The organism is Corynebacterium frankenforstense, from assembly GCF_030211955.1.
Taxonomy (GTDB): domain Bacteria; phylum Actinomycetota; class Actinomycetes; order Mycobacteriales; family Mycobacteriaceae; genus Corynebacterium; species Corynebacterium frankenforstense_A.
The window spans coordinates 71,130-86,827 of sequence record NZ_JASODI010000003.1 but is presented as its reverse complement, the minus strand read 5'-3'; the positions used below and the strand labels follow the sequence as shown (position 1 = coordinate 86,827).

General features: G+C 70.5%; 11 protein-coding genes. 6 read left to right on the top strand and 5 right to left on the bottom strand.

The annotated features are described in order from the left end of the window. Nucleotides 1-56: 56 nt before the first annotated feature. Nucleotides 57-1,964, bottom strand: coding sequence for a solute carrier family 23 protein (locus QP119_RS02520; protein WP_284773476.1), 1,908 nt, complete (start codon nucleotides 1,962-1,964; stop codon nucleotides 57-59). A 204-nt stretch (nucleotides 1,965-2,168) separates the two neighbouring features. Between QP119_RS02520 and QP119_RS02515 the strand changes: the two genes are divergently transcribed. Beyond that, nucleotides 2,169-3,518: a TRAP transporter large permease subunit gene (locus QP119_RS02515; protein ID WP_284773474.1), complete on the top strand. Its 1,350-nt coding sequence runs from the start codon at nucleotides 2,169-2,171 to the stop codon at nucleotides 3,516-3,518. Nucleotides 3,519-3,617: 99 nt separating this feature from the next. Continuing rightward, nucleotides 3,618-3,878, top strand: coding sequence for a hypothetical protein (locus QP119_RS02510; RefSeq protein WP_284773473.1), 261 nt, complete (start codon nucleotides 3,618-3,620; stop codon nucleotides 3,876-3,878). A 27-nt stretch (nucleotides 3,879-3,905) separates the two neighbouring features. Here the strand turns inward: QP119_RS02510 and QP119_RS02505 are convergent, their stop codons facing one another. Next, nucleotides 3,906-4,631, bottom strand: a complete 726-nt coding sequence (locus tag QP119_RS02505; RefSeq protein WP_284773472.1) for a GntR family transcriptional regulator — start codon at nucleotides 4,629-4,631, stop codon at nucleotides 3,906-3,908. Between the two features lie 87 nt (nucleotides 4,632-4,718). On the opposite strand from QP119_RS02505, the gene QP119_RS02500 reads away from it, so the two are divergent. From QP119_RS02500 to QP119_RS02490, 3 genes are all read left to right on the top strand, one after another. Then, nucleotides 4,719-7,646 carry an FAD-binding and (Fe-S)-binding domain-containing protein gene (locus tag QP119_RS02500; RefSeq protein WP_284773470.1) on the top strand — a complete coding sequence of 976 codons (2,928 nt, stop codon included), beginning with the start codon at nucleotides 4,719-4,721 and terminating at the stop codon, nucleotides 7,644-7,646. Beyond that, nucleotides 7,643-8,551, top strand: coding sequence for an AEC family transporter (locus tag QP119_RS02495; RefSeq protein ID WP_284773468.1), 909 nt, complete (start codon nucleotides 7,643-7,645; stop codon nucleotides 8,549-8,551). Before QP119_RS02500 ends, QP119_RS02495 begins: the two co-directional genes overlap by 4 nt. Before the next feature lie 138 nt (nucleotides 8,552-8,689). Continuing rightward, entirely contained in the window at nucleotides 8,690-10,549 is a 1,860-nt protein-coding gene (locus QP119_RS02490; RefSeq protein ID WP_284773466.1) for a BCCT family transporter, read from the top strand. Between the two features lie 9 nt (nucleotides 10,550-10,558). Here QP119_RS02490 and QP119_RS02485 read toward each other — a convergent pair whose 3' ends face one another. Further along, complete coding sequence (locus QP119_RS02485; RefSeq protein WP_284773464.1) at nucleotides 10,559-11,551, bottom strand: LLM class flavin-dependent oxidoreductase; 993 nt, start codon at nucleotides 11,549-11,551, stop codon at nucleotides 10,559-10,561. A gap of 126 nt (nucleotides 11,552-11,677) precedes the next feature. Continuing rightward, a complete protein-coding gene (gene brnQ, locus QP119_RS02480) occupies nucleotides 11,678-13,090 on the bottom strand; it encodes a branched-chain amino acid transport system II carrier protein (RefSeq protein WP_284773462.1) in 1,413 nt (470 codons plus the stop codon). Nucleotides 13,091-13,230: 140 nt separating this feature from the next. Here brnQ and QP119_RS02475 point away from each other — a divergent pair, with 140 nt between their 5' ends. Further along, nucleotides 13,231-14,475: a hypothetical protein gene (locus QP119_RS02475; RefSeq protein WP_284773460.1), complete on the top strand. Its 1,245-nt coding sequence runs from the start codon at nucleotides 13,231-13,233 to the stop codon at nucleotides 14,473-14,475. A 37-nt stretch (nucleotides 14,476-14,512) separates the two neighbouring features. On the opposite strand, the gene QP119_RS02470 is transcribed toward QP119_RS02475, so the two are convergent. Next, nucleotides 14,513-15,643, bottom strand: a complete 1,131-nt coding sequence (locus tag QP119_RS02470; RefSeq protein ID WP_284773458.1) for a MalY/PatB family protein — start codon at nucleotides 15,641-15,643, stop codon at nucleotides 14,513-14,515. Between the last annotated feature and the right edge of the window lie 55 nt (nucleotides 15,644-15,698).

The window sequence follows — 15,698 nt, the reverse complement described above, 5'->3', positions numbered from 1 at the left end:
ATAGAGCGCGGGCCCGCCCGCCGGGCCAGGTAGTACGGGGTTCAGGCGTACGGGGTTCAGTCCAGCTCGGTGAACTTACGGTCCCAGGAGGAGCGCACCGGGTTGGCGTCGGCGAGCAGCATGTCGAAGCGGTCGCCGGCGATCTCGACGATCTGGCTGAGTGCGACGCGGTGCTCCTGCTCGTCGGAGTTGGCCAGGCGGCGCACGCCGTCGCGCACGACGTCGTCGACGCTGTCGGTGGTGTCCAGGAGCGCGACGAAGGGCATGTGGAAGCGCTCGCGGTACTCGGCGGAGATGCGGCGCAGGCGCTCGGCGTCGACGTCGTCGATGTCGCCCAGGGCCAGCGAGCCGCGGTCGCGGGAGATCTGCGCGGCCTCGTCGTCGTCCACGAGCAGCAGCTCGGCCATGTCCGGGTAGTCGTGGATGAGCTCCTCGCGGCGGGCCGGGTCGGCGGAGAGCACGGCGACCTGGACGGCCTCGCGCAGCGTGTCCACGGACTCGAAGGGGCGCGACTCCCAGGTGACTTCGAGTGGCCAGACGCGGTTGTTGAACAGCGGCTTGAAGGCCTCGACGAACTCCTCGCGGCTGAACTCGTTGACCTCCGCGAGCGAGTGGCCGCGGGCGACCTCGCCGCCGGACTGGTTGCCGACGTGGAAGAAGAGCAGGTTGAGCAGGATCGCGGTGATCGCGCCGGTGGACATGCCCGAGGAGAAGAAGGTCTGCGCCCAGGCGGGCAGGACCTCGGCGACGTCCGGGCGGAAGGTGATGAGCATGGCCAGGCCGAGGGCGGTGGTCACGATCACCGAGTTGCGGTTGTCCGACATGTCGGCCTTGCCGATGGTCTGCATGCCGACCCAGGCGACGTTGGCGAAGAGCATCAGCGACGCCGCGCCGAGCACCGGGGCGGGGATCGAGGCGACCACGGCTCCGGCCTTGGGCAGCAGGCCGAGGACGATCATGAAGCCGGCCGCGGCGGCGGCCACCCAGCGCGACTTCACGCCGGTGATGCGTACCAGGCCGACGTTCTGCGCGAAGCAGGTGTACGGGAAGGAGTTGAGCACGCCGCCGAGGGTGGTGGAGATGCCGTCGGCGCGGATGGCGCGGGCGACGTCCTCGCGCCGGGTGCGCCGGCCGACGATCTCGCCGGTGGCGAAGACGTCGCCGGTGGTCTCCACCATGGTGATGATCATGACGATGATCAGGGCCAGGCAGGCCATCAGGTCGAAGCGGGGGACACCGAAGTAGAACGGGGTGGTGATGCCGAAGACGCTCGCGTCGCCGACGGCGTCCAGGTTCGCGTCGCCGAGGATCAGGGCGACGACGGTGCCGGTGACCAGGCCGATGAGGATGGACAGGGTGCCCAGGAAGCCGCGCAGGAAGCGCTGGGCGAGCACGATGATCAGCAGGGTGCCGAAGGCGTAGGCCAGGTCGCGGCCGGCGGGGGTGCCCTCGGCGTAGTTGACGAAGTCGTTGGTCGAGACGGCCAGCAGCGAGGTGCCCATCACCAGCAGCACGGTGCCGGTGACCACGGGCGGGAAGTACTTGAGCAGCCGGGCGAAGACCGGGGTGACCAGGAAGGTGAAGACGCCGGCGACGATGACGGCGCCGTAGATGGTCGGCAGCGCGGCGGTGCCGCCCGCGCCGTCCGTGGCGCCGAGGCCGACCGCGATGATCGGGGCGACGGCCGTGGTGGTCACGCCCTGGACGATGGGCAGGCGCACGCCGACGTGCCTGCCGACGCCCACCGACTGGATGATCGTCGCCAGGCCGCAGGTCAAAAGGTCCGCGTTGATCAGGTGGACGGTGGTGGCCGTGTCCAGCTTCAGCGAGGACGCGATGAGCAGCGGCACGATCACGGCGCCGGCGTAGAAGGCGAGGACGTGCTGCAGGCCCAGGGCCGCGAGCTTGGGCGGGGTGGGCACCCGGTCGACGGGGTGCACTGGGGTGTCGGTCGCGGTGGTCACGGGGGTTTCAGTTCTCCTGGCCTGGGGCGTGGGCGCGAGGCGCTCACGGTTGTCTGGCAGTTACCTGGACATTCTCGCCCCGGCGGTGGGCGGGGGCAAAAACCCCGTGACAGGGGTGGTCGTAGGGACGCCGCGTAGTAGATGTAGCACGTAACATGCTAACGTGACCGGCACCACGTTTTCAGACGAACATGAGGAGCAACGATGGGTATCCTCGCCCTTTTGGTCTTCATCGCGGTCACGGTGGTGCTCAATGTCGGCTTCAAACGCGACATCGCCGAGTCACTGCTCGCCGCCCTGTTGGCCATCTCGTTATTCGGCGGCACTGACGCACCCCGCCTGCTGTGGGACAGCGTGGTCGAGGCCGCCCAGTCCGAGGTCACCTTCGCCGGTATGGCCTTCGTCTTCATGGGGATCATCGTCCAGTCCACGGGACTGATCGACCGGCTGATCTCCATCCTCAACTCGATCTTCGGCCGCCTGCGCGGCGGTGCGGCCTACGTCTCGACGCTCGGCTCCGCGATGATCGGCCTGATCGCCGGCAACACCGCGGGCAACGCCGCCACCGTCGGCTCGGTGACCATCCCCTGGATGAAGCAGACCGGCTGGTCCAAGGAACGCGCGGCCACGCTGCTGGCCGGCAACTCCGGACTGGGGGTGGCGCTGCCGCCGAACTCCACGATGTTCATCATCCTCGCCCTGCCCGCCGCGGCCGGGGCGACCGCCTCGTCGACGTATGTCGCCCTGGCCTGTGCCGGCGGCTGGGCCGTTCTCTACCGCATGCTGCTGGTCTTCGCGTGGACGCGCATGGACAAGGTGCCTGCCACCCCGAAGTCCGACCGCTCCTCCTTCGCCGACGCCATGCGCGCCGGGTGGCGCTCGCCGCTGATCTTCATCGGCATCATCATCCCGGTCGTGCTGACCATCGGCCCGCTGGCCGAGTGGCTCAAGTCTGACGCCCGCATCGGCGGCGACGGCGTGAAGGCCATCTCCATCATCGTGTGGGTGCCGATCCTGATCACCATCATCGCGCTGCTCGAGGGCGCCAACCGCATCCGGCAGAACAACGCCCACTTCCGTGTCCAGCTGCTTCGCGACGCCCCGCAGTTCGCCACCGTGGGTATCTCGCTGTTCTCCGCCCTGGCCGCGGCCAAGGTGATGGAGTCGCTCGACGTGGGCCCGCAGCTCTCCGGCTGGCTGGACTCGCTGGACCTGCCGCGCGCGCTCATGGTCGCCCTGGTCTGCGCCCTGGTCATCGTCGTGGCCACCCCGCTGTCCTCGACGGCGACGGCCGCCGCGATCGGCGCGCCCGCGGTGGCCGCGCTGACCGCCGTCGGCGCCGACCCGACGCTGGCGATCATCGTCGTGCTGCTGTGCACCTCCACCGAGGGCGCCTCTCCGCCCGTCGGCGCGCCGATCTACCTCTCGGCGGCCATCGCGGAGGCGAACCCGACGAAGATGTTCGTCCCGCTCATCGTCTACTTCGTGGTGCCGATGCTCCTGCTGGCCTGGATCGCCGGCATGGGCTGGCTGCCGGTCTACATCCCCGGCTGACGGGGTTGACCGGGAGGCCGCGGTGCTCCGGCGGCGCGGCCCGGGAAACAGAGACAGACACAGAAACCAGAGACAGAGAGAATCTGAGAGGACTGCATCGTGAGCAAGTTGTTTCTCGGCGTGAAGACCCTGTTCTTCTTCTTCCTCGCGGCCTTCCTGCTGCTGGGCGCCGTGATCGTGCTCGGTCAGCTCGTCGGGGTGTTCTTCGGCTCCGGGTCCGTGGTCGTCGGGCTCTCCGAGGGACTCGGCCCCTGGGCTTTCGCGGCCTCGACCCTGTGTGCGCTGTGCGCCTTCGGCCTGAAGTACCAGCCGGAGCACCGCCGCCTGCGCAGCCCGGGCGACGTCGACCCGGAGGGCTAGAACCGCCCGGGGTGGGGGTCCCGGGGATCAGAGGCCCGCGGCGTAGCGCGACCAGATCTCGGTCGCGCGCGTCGTGTCATCGCCCAGCGCCTGGTGGAGCAGGAGCTTGCCGGTGGTGGTCAGGTGCTCGCGCATCGTCGCCCGCGCGGCCTCCGCGTCGCCGTCGCGGATCGCGTCGAGGACGGGGCGGTGCTCGTCGAGGATGTCGGCGAGCGTGCGCGAGGAGCCGGCCGTGCTCGAACCGAGGATCCTGGTGTGGGTGCGTAGCGTCTCCACCAGCGCACCGCCGCGGTGCGAGCCGCCCATGTCCATGATCAGGGCGTGCAGCTTGCGGTCCTCGGCGAAGAACTCGTCCTCGAGTGTGCCGGGGTCCTCCGCCTTGCCGGCCTCGTCCGCCGCCGCGAGCGCGGCCATGTGGGCGACCAGGTCATCGGCCTCGGCCAGCTGCTCGGGGGTGCGCGAGAGCGCGGCCCGGTAGGCGGCGAAGGGCTCGATGCCCAGGCGCAGCCCGAAGATCTCCGCGACGTCCTCGGGGCGGGTCTCCACCACACGGAAGCCGCGGTTGCGGGTGAACTTCACCAGCCCGGCCTCCGCGAGCCGCAGCAGGGCGTCGCGGACGGGGGAGCGGGAGACCCCGAGTTCGGCGGAGAGCTGGTAGACGCTGTACCAGGTGTCCGGGGACATCGACCCGTCGACGATCTTGTCGCGGACGGTGTCCATCACCTGTTCGGTCAGGGTGCTCGGCGTCTGCATGACCCCATTATGCACGGGGTATGGGCGGTAGCGTGTAACATGTTGCCGGAACGGAGCATCCGAGGCAGGCGCCAGAGGAAGGGATTCATGCCGCACCAGACCACCCCGAAGACCACGCCCGGAGAAACCCTGCGGTTCCACCGCGTCGACCCCGCCGTCTACGGCGCGGGTCCGCGCACGGGGCTGCGCACCGACATGACCACCCGCGTGGCCTACTCCTCGGACGCCGGGCTCTTCCGCCGCATCCCCGCCGCCGTCGCCGAGCCGCACGGCGTCGAGGACCTGCGCGACGTGCTGGCCGTGGCCCGCGAGCGCGGCTGGTCGGTGACCGGCCGCGGCGGCGGCTCCTCGGTCGCGGCCAACGCGATCGGCGAGGGCGTCGTCGTCGACACTTCGGCGCACTTCAACCGCATCCTCGAGCTCGACGCGGAGGCGCGCACCGCCGTCGTCGAGCCGGGCGTGGTCTGCGACGCCCTGCGCCGCGCCGCCGCGCCCCACGGCTTGACCTACGGGCCCGACCCCTCGACCCACTCGCGCTGCACCATCGGCGGCATGGTGGCCAACAACGCCTGCGGCTCCCACTCGGTGGCGTGGGGCACCGCCGCCGACAACCTCATCTCCCTGGAGCTGATGCTCGCCGACGGCCGCACCGTCACCGTCGGGCCCGAGGGCTGCTCCGACGAGACCATCGACGCCAGGCTGCGGGCCCTCTACGCCGACAACGCCGAGTTGATCGACACCGAGCTGGGTCGCTTCCCGCGCCAGGTCTCCGGCTACGGGCTGCACCACCTCGCCGAGAACCCCGCCCGCGCGATCGCCGGCTCCGAGGGCACCCTCGGCGTGATCACGAAGATGAAGGTCCGGCTCGTGCCGGTGCCGAAGGTCCGCGCGCTGGCCGTGCTGGCCTTCGAGACCGTCTACGACGCCGCGGCCGCCGCCCCCGTGCTGCGCCAGCCCGGCGTGGCCACCATCGAGGGCATGGGCGGCGACCTGCTGGCCGCGCTGCGCTCCAAGCAGGGCCAGGCCCACGCCGGCGAGAACCTGCCCGGCGAGCGCAAGGGCCTGGCCGCCGGCGGGTGGCTCTACTGCGAGACCGGCGGTGAGACCGTCGAGGAGGCCGTCGCCGCCGCCGAGAAGGTCGCCGGCAGCGTGGCCACCATCGACCACGTCGTCGTCAGCGACCCGACCGAGATGCGCAGGCTGTGGCGCATCCGCGAGTCCTCGGCCGGCACCGTCACCAGGCTTCCCGACGGAGGCGAGGCCTGGCCCAACTGGGAGGACTCCGCGGTGCCGCCGGAGAACCTCGCCGAGTACCTGCGCGGCCTCTACGCCCTGATGGACCGCTACCACCTGCGTGGCATCCCCTTCGGCCACTTCGGCGAGGGCTGCGTCCACGTGCGCATCGGCTTCGACTTCACCACCCCCGCGGGAGTCGCCGCCTTCCGCGACTTCATGCGCGAGGCCGCGCAGCTGGTCTCCTCCTTCGGTGGCTCGCTCTCCGGCGAGCACGGCGACGGCCGTGCACGCTCCAGCCTGCTGCCGGAGATGTACTCGCAGGAGATGCTCGACCTCTTCGCCGAGTTCAAGGCGATCTTCGACCCCGAGAGCGTGTGCAACCCCGGCGTGCTTGTCGACCCCGACGAGGTCACCGACGGGCTGCGCATGGACCCCGCCCAGCGCAACCTCGACATCACCCCGGTGCACCGCTTCACCTCCGACAAGGGCGACTTCCTCTCCGCGATCAACCGCTGCGTCGGTGTGTCCGCCTGCCGATCCGAGGACGACGCGATGTGCCCGTCCTTCCAGATCACGGGCGACGAGGTCCACTCGACCCGCGGGCGTGCGCGCCTGCTCGCCGAGATGTACCGCGGCGAGGCCCTGCCCGACGGCGTGCGCTCCAAGGAGGTCGAGGAGGCGCTTGACCTGTGCCTGTCCTGCAAGGCGTGCGCCTCCGAGTGCCCCGTCAACGTTGACATGGCCACCTACAAGGCCGAGTTCCTCCACCACCACTACCGCCACCGCATCCGGCCCATGGCCCACTACCTGATGGGCTGGCTGCCGGTGCTCGGCGCGGTGGCCCACCGCATCCCCCTGGTGCCGCGCGTGGTCGACTGGGCCATGCACGCCCCGGTCGTCTCCAAGCTCATGGCGCGCGCCAGCGGCCTGGACACCACCCGCCCGCTGATCCACTTCGCCCACGAAAACCTGCAACGGTGGCAGCGACGGCGGGCGGACGCGGCGTCGTCAAGCGAAGAGCGCGAGACGGTGGTGCTGTGGCCGGACTCCTTCAACAACCAGCTCGGTACCGTGCCGGCGCAGGCGGCGGTGCGCGTGCTCGAGGCGCTCGGCTTCAACGTCATCGTCCCCGACGGCTTCGTGTGCTGTGGGCTGACCTGGCACTCGACCGGGCAGCTGACCATGGCCAAGAAGGTCCTCGAGCACAGCGCCGAAGCCCTCGAGCCCTACCTGGACCGGGGCCTGACCGTCGTCGGCGTGGAGCCGTCCTGCACGGTCATGCTCGAGCACGAGTCCACCGAGCTGTCGGCCTCGCCGCAGATCGCGCGGCTGGCGCGGCAGACCCGATCCTTCGCCCAGACCGTCGCCCCGCGCATCCGTGAGCTCGTCGCCGACGGCACGCTCGACGTCTCCGGGCTGCCGGCCGTGAGCGCCCTGACGCAGGTGCACTGCCACGAGCGCTCCCTGGGCGACCCGCAGGAGACCGCCGACGTGCTCGCCGCGCTCGGCGTCGAGCAGGAGACGATCTCGACCGGCTGCTGCGGGCTCGCCGGCAACTGGGGCTTCGAGAAGGGCCACGGCGAGCTGTCCATGGCCCTCGGCGAGCGCGAGCTCTTCCCCCGCGTGCGCGAGGCCGCCGCGGCGGACACCACCGTCATCGCCGACGGCTTCTCCTGCCGCACCCAGATCGAGCAGGGCACCGGGGTGCGCGCCCGGCACATCGCCGAGGTGCTCCTCGAGATCCTCGGGCAGGCCGGCTTGGCGAGGGAGCGCGGATGACAAGTGTCCTGACCGGCTTCGGCGTCGTCCTCGTCGTCATGGCGTTGGGCTGGGTGCTCGCGCGCACCGGGACGCTGGGGCCGCAGGGACAGCGGGCGCTGGCCGCCTTCGTCTACGCGATCGCGACCCCCGCGCTGCTCTTCGACAAGCTCATCCACACCGACCCCGCCGAGGTCTTCTCCACCCACCTCGCCGTCGCCGCGATCTCCGCGCTGGCCGTGGGCGCCTGCTTCGGGCTCTTCGCCCGCTGGGTCTTCGGCTTCCGCCGCGACGAGGCCGTCATCGCCGGGCTCGGCTCCTCCTACGCCAACGCCGGCAACCTCGGCGTGCCGCTGGCCGCCTACGTGCTCGGCGACGCCGCCGCGGTGGTGCCCGTGATGCTCTTCCAGATCGCCTTCTACGCCCCGGTCACGCTGACGGCCATCGACCTGATGCACGAGCCCGGCGCGAAGTGGTGGCGCAACGTCGTCGTGGCCTTCAAGAACCCGATGCTGCTCGCCGCGGTCGTCGGCATCGTCTTCGCCGCCGGTGGCCTGCCGGTGCCCACCCTGATCGAGGAGCCCGTCGGCATGCTCGCCGGGGCCTCGGTGCCGCTCGCGCTGGTCGTCTTCGGCATGTCGCTCTACGGCCACTGGCCGCGCCCGGGCGCACCCGTGGTCTGCGCGGCGGTGGCCAAGACCGTCATCCAGCCCGTGGTCGCCGGGCTGATCGGCGCGCTGGTCTTCGGCATGACCGGGTCGGCCCTGCAGACCGCGGTGCTGCTCGGGGCGCTGCCGACCGCGCAGAACGTCTACACCTACGCGCTGCGCTTCCGCGTCGGCGAGGACTTCGCGCGCGACACCGGGGTGGTCTCGACCGCGCTGGCCGTGCCCGTGATCATGCTCGCCGGCGTGCTGCTTGCCTGAGGGCGGCGCGCCGAACACGGCGCCCGGGAGCGTGCGGAAACGTGCCGTCGGACCGAAAACTTCTCGCTGGGGCGGCGACGGCTATGCTCGACAACGCTAATGTGAGCCCGCACGGGCCCGTCGAACGGAAGCTGACACATGCCTCCCACCCCCGACACTGAACACTCGCGGCAACGAGACGAGCAGTCGGGGCGCGCCCGTGAACGCGCCGCCGCATCCTCCCGCCCGCTGGCTCGGCTGCAGTCCGACCCGGTCGTCTTCCTCGGCGCCGTCGGATTCGTCGTCGCCTTCGTGGCGGTGACCATCATCGCCGGCGACTCCGCCCGCGACGTCTTCTCCGTGGCCTCCGACTGGCTGCTGGAGAACCTCGGCTGGATGTACATCGGCGGCATCTCCGCCGCGTTCATCTTCCTGGTCTGCATCGCGCTCTCGCGCTACGGGCGCGTCAAGCTCGGCGACGACGAGGACGAGCCCGAGCACAGCTTCCCGGTGTGGTTCTCCATGCTCTTCGCTGCCGGCCTCGGCGCGGTGCTGATGTTCTGGGGTGTGGCCGAGCCGCTCAACCACGCCTACAACGTGCCGATGGCGGACGCCGAGTCGATGAGCGAGGACGCCATCCGCGAGGCGTTCGTGTTCACCTACTACCACTTCGCCCTGCACATGTGGGTCATCTTCGTGCTGCCGGGCCTGGCGCTGGGCTACTTCATCTACAAGCGCAAGCTGCCCCCGCGCCTGTCCTCGGTGTTCTCCCCGCTGCTGGGCGGCAAGATCTACGGCCTGCCTGGCAAGCTCATCGACGTGCTCGCCATCGTGGGCACCACCTTCGGCATCGCCGTCTCCGTCGGCCTGGGCACCCTGCAGATCAACTCAGGCATGCACCAGCTGTGGGGCGTGCCGGAGATCTCCTGGATGCAGCTGCTCATCGTCGTGACCATCACAGCGATCGGCTGCGTGTCCGTGGCCACCGGCCTGGAGCGCGGCGTCAAGATCCTCAGCAACGTCAACATCGGCGCCGCGATGGCGCTGATGGCCTTCGTGCTGCTGGCCGGGCCGACGCTGACCCTGATCAAGTTCCTCGTCGAGTCCTTCGGCCTGTACGTCACCGGGCTTCCGGAGGTCATGTTCTGGACCGACTCCTTCAACGACAACCCCGGCTGGCAGGGCAAGTGGACGGTCTTCTACTGGGCCTGGACGATCTGCTGGTCGCCCTTCGCCGGCATGTTCATCGCCCGCATCTCCCGCGGTCGCACGGTGCGCGAGTACATCTTCGGCGCGCTGGCCGTGCCCTCGCTGTTCTCCGTGATCTGGTTCGGCATCTTCGGCCGCGCCGGCATCGAGCTGGAGAACAGCGACCCGGGCGTGCTCACCCAGCCGGTCGTCGAGGAGGGCAACGTGCCCGCCGCGCTGTTCAACCTGCTCGACGCCTACCCGCTGACCGGTGTGGTCAGCGCGTTCGCCGTGGCGATCATCGCGGTCTTCTTCATCACCTCGATCGACTCGGCGGCGATGGTCAACGACATGATCGCCAGCGGCGCCGAGGACAAGACCCCCACCTGGTACCGGGTGATGTGGGGCGCGCTGATCGGCGCGGTGGCCGCCGCGCTGCTGGTCATCTCCCCGGAGTCCGGCATCGAGGCGGTGCAGGAGGTCGCCATCATCGTGGCCCTGCCGTTCTTCCTGACCGACTTCGTGATGATGTACGCCTTGGTCAAGGGCATGATCGACGACGCCGCGTCGGTGCGGCGCGTGCGCACCCGCCGGTGGGAGGTCACCGACAGCGCCGAGAAGCTCGAGGAGCACGAGGCGCGCCCGGCGCCCGGCTATGACGAGGAGGGCAACGCCCTGGAGCGGCCCGTCCTTGAGCGCGACGAGGAGGGCCACTACCTCGTCGACGGCGAGGTCTTCGGCGCCGCCGAGGACGAGGACTTCGAGACGGGCGAGGACTACCGCCTCATCGAGCAGTCCCGCCCGCGCTCGGCCGAGGAGTGGGACGACTAGTCCCCGGGGCTAGAGCTCCCAGGCCCCGGCGAGGATCTCCATGGCCCGGTCGGTCTTCTCGCCGGTCGGCGACTGCAGGGAGATCATCAGCTCGTCGGCCTGCGCGAGCTCGGTGAACTCGCCGAGGTAGCGGCGCACCTCCGCGCCGTCGCCGACGGCGGTGAACTGCAGCATCGAGATGATCTGCTGGCCGGACGGCGAGTTGACCAGAGCATCGAGGTTCTCCTCGCTGATGTGGCGCCCGGCGGGCCCGCGGGTGGCCATGGTGCGCACGCGGGCGCGGGCGACCTGCTCGAAGTCGGCGCGCGCCTCGTCGACGGTGTCGGCGGCGGTGACGTTGACCGCGGCGATGACGTAGGGCTCGGGGTAGCGCTCGGAGGGCTGGTAGTTCTGCCGGTAGTAGCTGGTCGCCTGTGTGAGGTGGCGCGGCGCGAAGTGCGAGGCGAAGGAGTAAGGCAGGCCCATCTTCGCCGCCAGCGTCGCGCCGAACATCGACGAGCCCAGGATGTAGAGCGGCACGTTCGTGCCAGCGCCCGGCATCGCCTGCACGCCCGGGATCAACGAGTCGCCGGAGAGGTAGGCGGCCAGCTCCGCGACGTCGTCGGGGAAGTGCTCCGCGGCGCGCGGGTCGCGGCGCAGGGCGCGGCCCAGCGTGTTCTGGTCGGTGCCCGGGGCCCGGCCCAGCCCCAGGTCGATGCGGTCGGGGTACATCTCGGCGAGCATGCCGAACTGCTCGGCGACGACGTAGGGGGAGTGGTTGGGCAGCATCACGCCGCCGGCGCCGAGGCGGATCTTCTCCGTCTGCGCGCCGACGTGCGCGATGAGCACCGCGGGCGCCGAGGAGCTGATGGTGCTCATGTTGTGGTGCTCGGCGTACCAGATGCGCGAGTAGCCCAGCCTCTCGGCCTCCTGGGCCAGCCGCACCGAGCGGGCGATGGACTCGCCGGGGCGCTCGCCGTCGTGGATGGTGCAGAAGTCGATGAGGGACAGCGGGACGTTCATGGGAACCTTTCGCTCACGGGTGACAGGAGTCTCTGGCCCGTGCAACGCGAAAGCGGCCGGGATTAGTCCCGGCCGCCATTCGATTTCCGACGCCGCGTGCGTGGCGGCGTGGCGCGTCAGCGCGCGTTACTTCGCCGCGACGCCGGCCTCCTCGGCCTGCTCCTCTTCCTCCATGGCCTGGACCAGGGCGGACTTGGGCTGCGGGTGGTCGGTGGTGAAGTCCAGGATCACGCCGACGAGGAAGGCGACGGCCACGGGCAGGACCCAGCCCAGGGTCAGGTCCTGCATCGGGGCCCAGTCGACGACCGGGGAGAACGAGGTGACCCCCAGCTCGATGGCGACGGTGACCGCGGACCAGATCACGGCGACCCACAGGGCCAGGCGGAAGGTCCAGTAGAAGGAGGTCTTCTTGCGCACCAGCGGTTCGATCAGGGTGATCAGGATCAGGGTGATCGCCGGCGGGTAGATGAAGGAGACGACCGGGGCGGCGATGGCCAGCACGGTCTCCAGGCCCATGGTGGCCATGCCGAAGGACATCACGGCGAAGAGGACGGCCCAGACCTTGTAGGTCACGCCCGGCAGCAGCAGGGCGAAGAACTCGCTGGTGGCGGCGATCAGGCCGACGGCGGTGGTCATGCAGGCCAGCAGGACGATCAGGCCGAAGATGATCTGGCCGGCCATGCCCATGGTCAGGTTGGAGGCACCGGCGAGTAGCTCGGCGCCGTCGGCGTACTTCTCGCCGTCCGGGATGATGGTGCCGATGAAGCCCAGGCCCAGGTAGATCAGGGCGAGCAGGACGCCGGCGCCGATGCCGCACCAGATGGTGCCGCGCACGCGGGAGGCACCCTCGGGGATGTCGCTGTAGCGCAGCGCGGAGATGACGACGATGCCGAAGGCCAGGCCGGCGATGGAGTCCATCGTCAGGTAGCCCTGCAGCAGGCCGGCGGCCATCGGGTTCTCGGCGTAGTCCTCGGCGGGCGCGCCCGGGGTGCCGTCGAACTTGGTCACGGCGATGACGATGAGCACGACCAGCAGGATCAGCAGCGCCGGGGTGAGGAACTTGCCCAGCTTGTTGACGATGGAGGTCGGGTTGTAGGCCAGCGCCAGCGCGATGCCGAAGAAGATGAAGTTGAACACGCCCGAGGCCAGCGTCGAGTCCCAGCCGGTCAGCGGCTGGATGGCGGTGGAGAAGCTCACCGCGCCGGTACGGGGCAGCGCGTAGAAGGCGCCGATGGACAGGTAAGCCAGGACCGGGAAGACGAGGCCGAAGATGTAGCCGCCGCGCGAGGCGAGGTCGCGCATGTTCGCGCCCGAGATGGCGATGGCGATGATCGCGAGGACGGGCAGGGCCACGCCGGCGATGAGGAAGCCGATCATGGCGGGTGCGAAGCTCTCGCCGGCCTGGAGGCCGAGCATCGGCGGGAAGATCAGGTTGCCGGCGCCGAAGTACATCGAGAAGAGCATGAACGACGTCGCGATGAACACGCCGAAGGTCATGCCCTTCGCCGTGCCCTTGAGGGCCGGGGCAGTGTTGCTCATGTGCGGTCCCTGTGCTTTCTATGGGGGTTTTCCTGTCGAATAGGGACCTACAATACGACGTGACCCGGGCGACAACATAACTTCGCCCACTGATAATTCCTTTCGCACCCCCGGCGGGGTGGTCCATTACCATCGGGGTCATGGCTGCTGACTCGAAGGGGACCGCTGCGGGCGCCCGCGGCACCCGCCCGACCGTCCATCTGGTTAACTCGCGTGCGGAGCTGCGGGAATTCATCGCGCTGCCCGGCCGCCTGGAGGGCTGGTCCACGTACGACGTTCCCGTGCGCGCCGACGAGATCACCAAGTGGTACCGGGGCCGCTCGGTGCTGCCGGGCGTGCGCCTGTGGCTGGCCCGCGACCGCACCGGCGCCGCCGTCGGGCGCATGGTCACCCACCAGTCGGCGCTGCTCAACGGGCGGCTCTCGCGCGGGCCCGAGGCCCTCGGCGAGCACGTGCGCGCCCAGCTCTTCGGCGCCTTCGTCGCCGCCGACCAGGTGGTGGCCCGCGCCCTGATCCGCCAGGTCACCCGGATGGCCCACGGCGTCGGCGCGACCCACGTCTTTGGGCCGTGCACCCTGCTGCCCAACATGGGCGGCGGCGTGCTGCGCTCCGGCTTCGACCGCCCGGCGTTCCTGACCGGCGCGTGGAACCCGGACTGGCTGCCGCAGGTCCTCGAGGAGGAGGGCTACAACGCCTGGCACGTCACCGACACCTGGCGTATCGACGTCTCGAAGATCCCCGCCGAGCGCGCCGTGCGCCCCACCGAGTCCGACTGGCGCGCCAAGGGCCTGCGCCTTCGCCGGCCCGGCCGCTTCCGCGTGCGCGCCGAGACGCTGGACCTGCTGTGGGTGCTCAACGACTCCTACGGCCACCTGCCGTACTTCACCAAGCTCTCCCGGGAGTACCTCGGCGAGAAGCTGGCGGGTCTCGAGCCGCTGCTCGACCCGAACCTGCTGGTGATGGCCGACGACGCCTTCGACGGGCGCACCGTCAGCTTCAGCCTGGCCATGCCGGACCCCTCGGTGCTGCTGCGCGCCTCCGACGGGCGCATCGACCACCGCTCGACGGCCCGACTGGTGCGCGCCAAGCTGCGCGGGGAGGCCCGCGACGCGGTGCTCATCGCGCAGGCGACCCACCCGGACGCGCAGCTGGGCGGCGCGCTCAACCTGGTCACCCGGGAGCTCTACGCCTCGCTGCGCGAGGGCGGCTACGACCAGCTGCACATCGGGCGCATCAGCCGCGACAACCCGGGCGCGGCCGCGGTGCTCTCCAAAGCCGGCGGTCACCCCGAGCAGGAGACGGCGTTCTACATCCGGGAGCTGCCCAACGAGCACTGGGACCCGGAGAGCGAGGACGACGAGGACGACGTCCTCGGGTTCTTCTAGGGCCTGGGCCCAGGGGCCCGGGCCGGGCGAGTAGGGCCTAGGAGCAGGCGGCGACGCCGCGGGCGATGCGCTCGACGGCCTCTTCGAGGTTCGCGCGGGACGTCGCGAAGTTCAGCCGCGCGTGGCCCGGCCCGCCGGTGCCGAAGGCGCGGCCGTCGTTGAGCGCGACCTTGCCGTGGCGCACGAGCAGGCCCGCCGGGTCCTGGGAGATCGGGGTGTCGCGGAAGTCCAGCCACATCAGGTAGGTCGCCTGCGGGCGGTGGACCTTCAGCCCCGGCACGGCCTCGGGCAGGGCCTCGACCAGCCAGTCGCGCTGCTCGCGCAGGTGGGCGACCTCCTCGTCGAGGAAGTCGCGCCCGGCGTCGTAACAGGCCTCGGCGGCGAAGATACCCAGGGTGCCCACGCCGTCCTTGGCCACGCCGGTCATGGTGTGCCAGGCGTGCCGGTCGGCCGGGTTGGTCAGGATCATCTGGGCGCACTTCAGGCCCGCGATGTTCCACGCCTTGCTCGTGGCGGTGACGGTCACGCAGACCTTCGCGGCGGTCTCGGACAGTCCGGCGGCGACGACGTGCTCACCGTCGTAGACCAGCGGGGCGTGGATCTCGTCGACGAGCAGGCGGGCGTCGTAGCGGTCGGCCAGGGCGACCAGCTCGGTGAGGAACTCCTCGGAGAGGGTGTAGCCCAGCGGGTTGTTCGGCGCGCAGACCAGCATGGAGCCGGCGCCGTTGCGGAAGGCCTCCTCGACGTCGGCCAGGTCGATGCCGCCGTAGGCGCCGACCTCGACCTTCTCGCGCCCGGCGGTGACCGGGATCTGCAGGAAGGGCGGGTAGGCCGGCACGGGCACCACGACCGCGGAGCCGGGCCGGGTCATGTACTCGACGGCCAGCAGCAGGCCGCGCACCACGTCGGCCACCGGCACCACGTGCCCGGGGTCCGGGCGCCAGCCGAAGCGCCAGTCGTAGAAGTCCGCCAGCGCTTCGCCGAGGCGGTGGTGGGCGGGGGTGTAGCCGAGGGACTCCGCCTCGACGCGTTCGCGGATGACCCGCTTGACCGGCTCGCAGGTGGCGAAGTCGGACTCCGCGATCCACGCCGGCAGCACGTCGTCGGGATACTGGGTCCACTTGCGGGTCTGGCGGGCGCGCAGCTCGCCGATCTCGGGAACATGCATGCCTGGCAGTCTAACCGCGTTCCGGTGACCGGTGTCCGCGGCCCCGGGGAGAGGC

Bases quoted from the DNA above. Each gene is read 5' to 3' on its own strand.
- QP119_RS02485 (WP_284773464.1), bottom strand. From the start codon at position 11,551: ATGAACGTCCCGCTGTCCCTCATCGACTTCTGCACCATCCACGACGGC.
- QP119_RS02505 (WP_284773472.1), bottom strand. From the start codon at position 4,631: ATGCAGACGCCGAGCACCCTGACCGAACAGGTGATGGACACCGTCCGC.
- QP119_RS02500 (WP_284773470.1), top strand. From the start codon at position 4,719: ATGCCGCACCAGACCACCCCGAAGACCACGCCCGGAGAAACCCTGCGG.
- QP119_RS02475 (WP_284773460.1), top strand. From the start codon at position 13,231: ATGGCTGCTGACTCGAAGGGGACCGCTGCGGGCGCCCGCGGCACCCGC.
- QP119_RS02495 (WP_284773468.1), top strand. From the start codon at position 7,643: ATGACAAGTGTCCTGACCGGCTTCGGCGTCGTCCTCGTCGTCATGGCG.
- QP119_RS02515 (WP_284773474.1), top strand. From the start codon at position 2,169: ATGGGTATCCTCGCCCTTTTGGTCTTCATCGCGGTCACGGTGGTGCTC.
- brnQ (WP_284773462.1), bottom strand. From the start codon at position 13,090: ATGAGCAACACTGCCCCGGCCCTCAAGGGCACGGCGAAGGGCATGACC.
- QP119_RS02470 (WP_284773458.1), bottom strand. From the start codon at position 15,643: ATGCATGTTCCCGAGATCGGCGAGCTGCGCGCCCGCCAGACCCGCAAG.
- QP119_RS02490 (WP_284773466.1), top strand. From the start codon at position 8,690: ATGCCTCCCACCCCCGACACTGAACACTCGCGGCAACGAGACGAGCAG.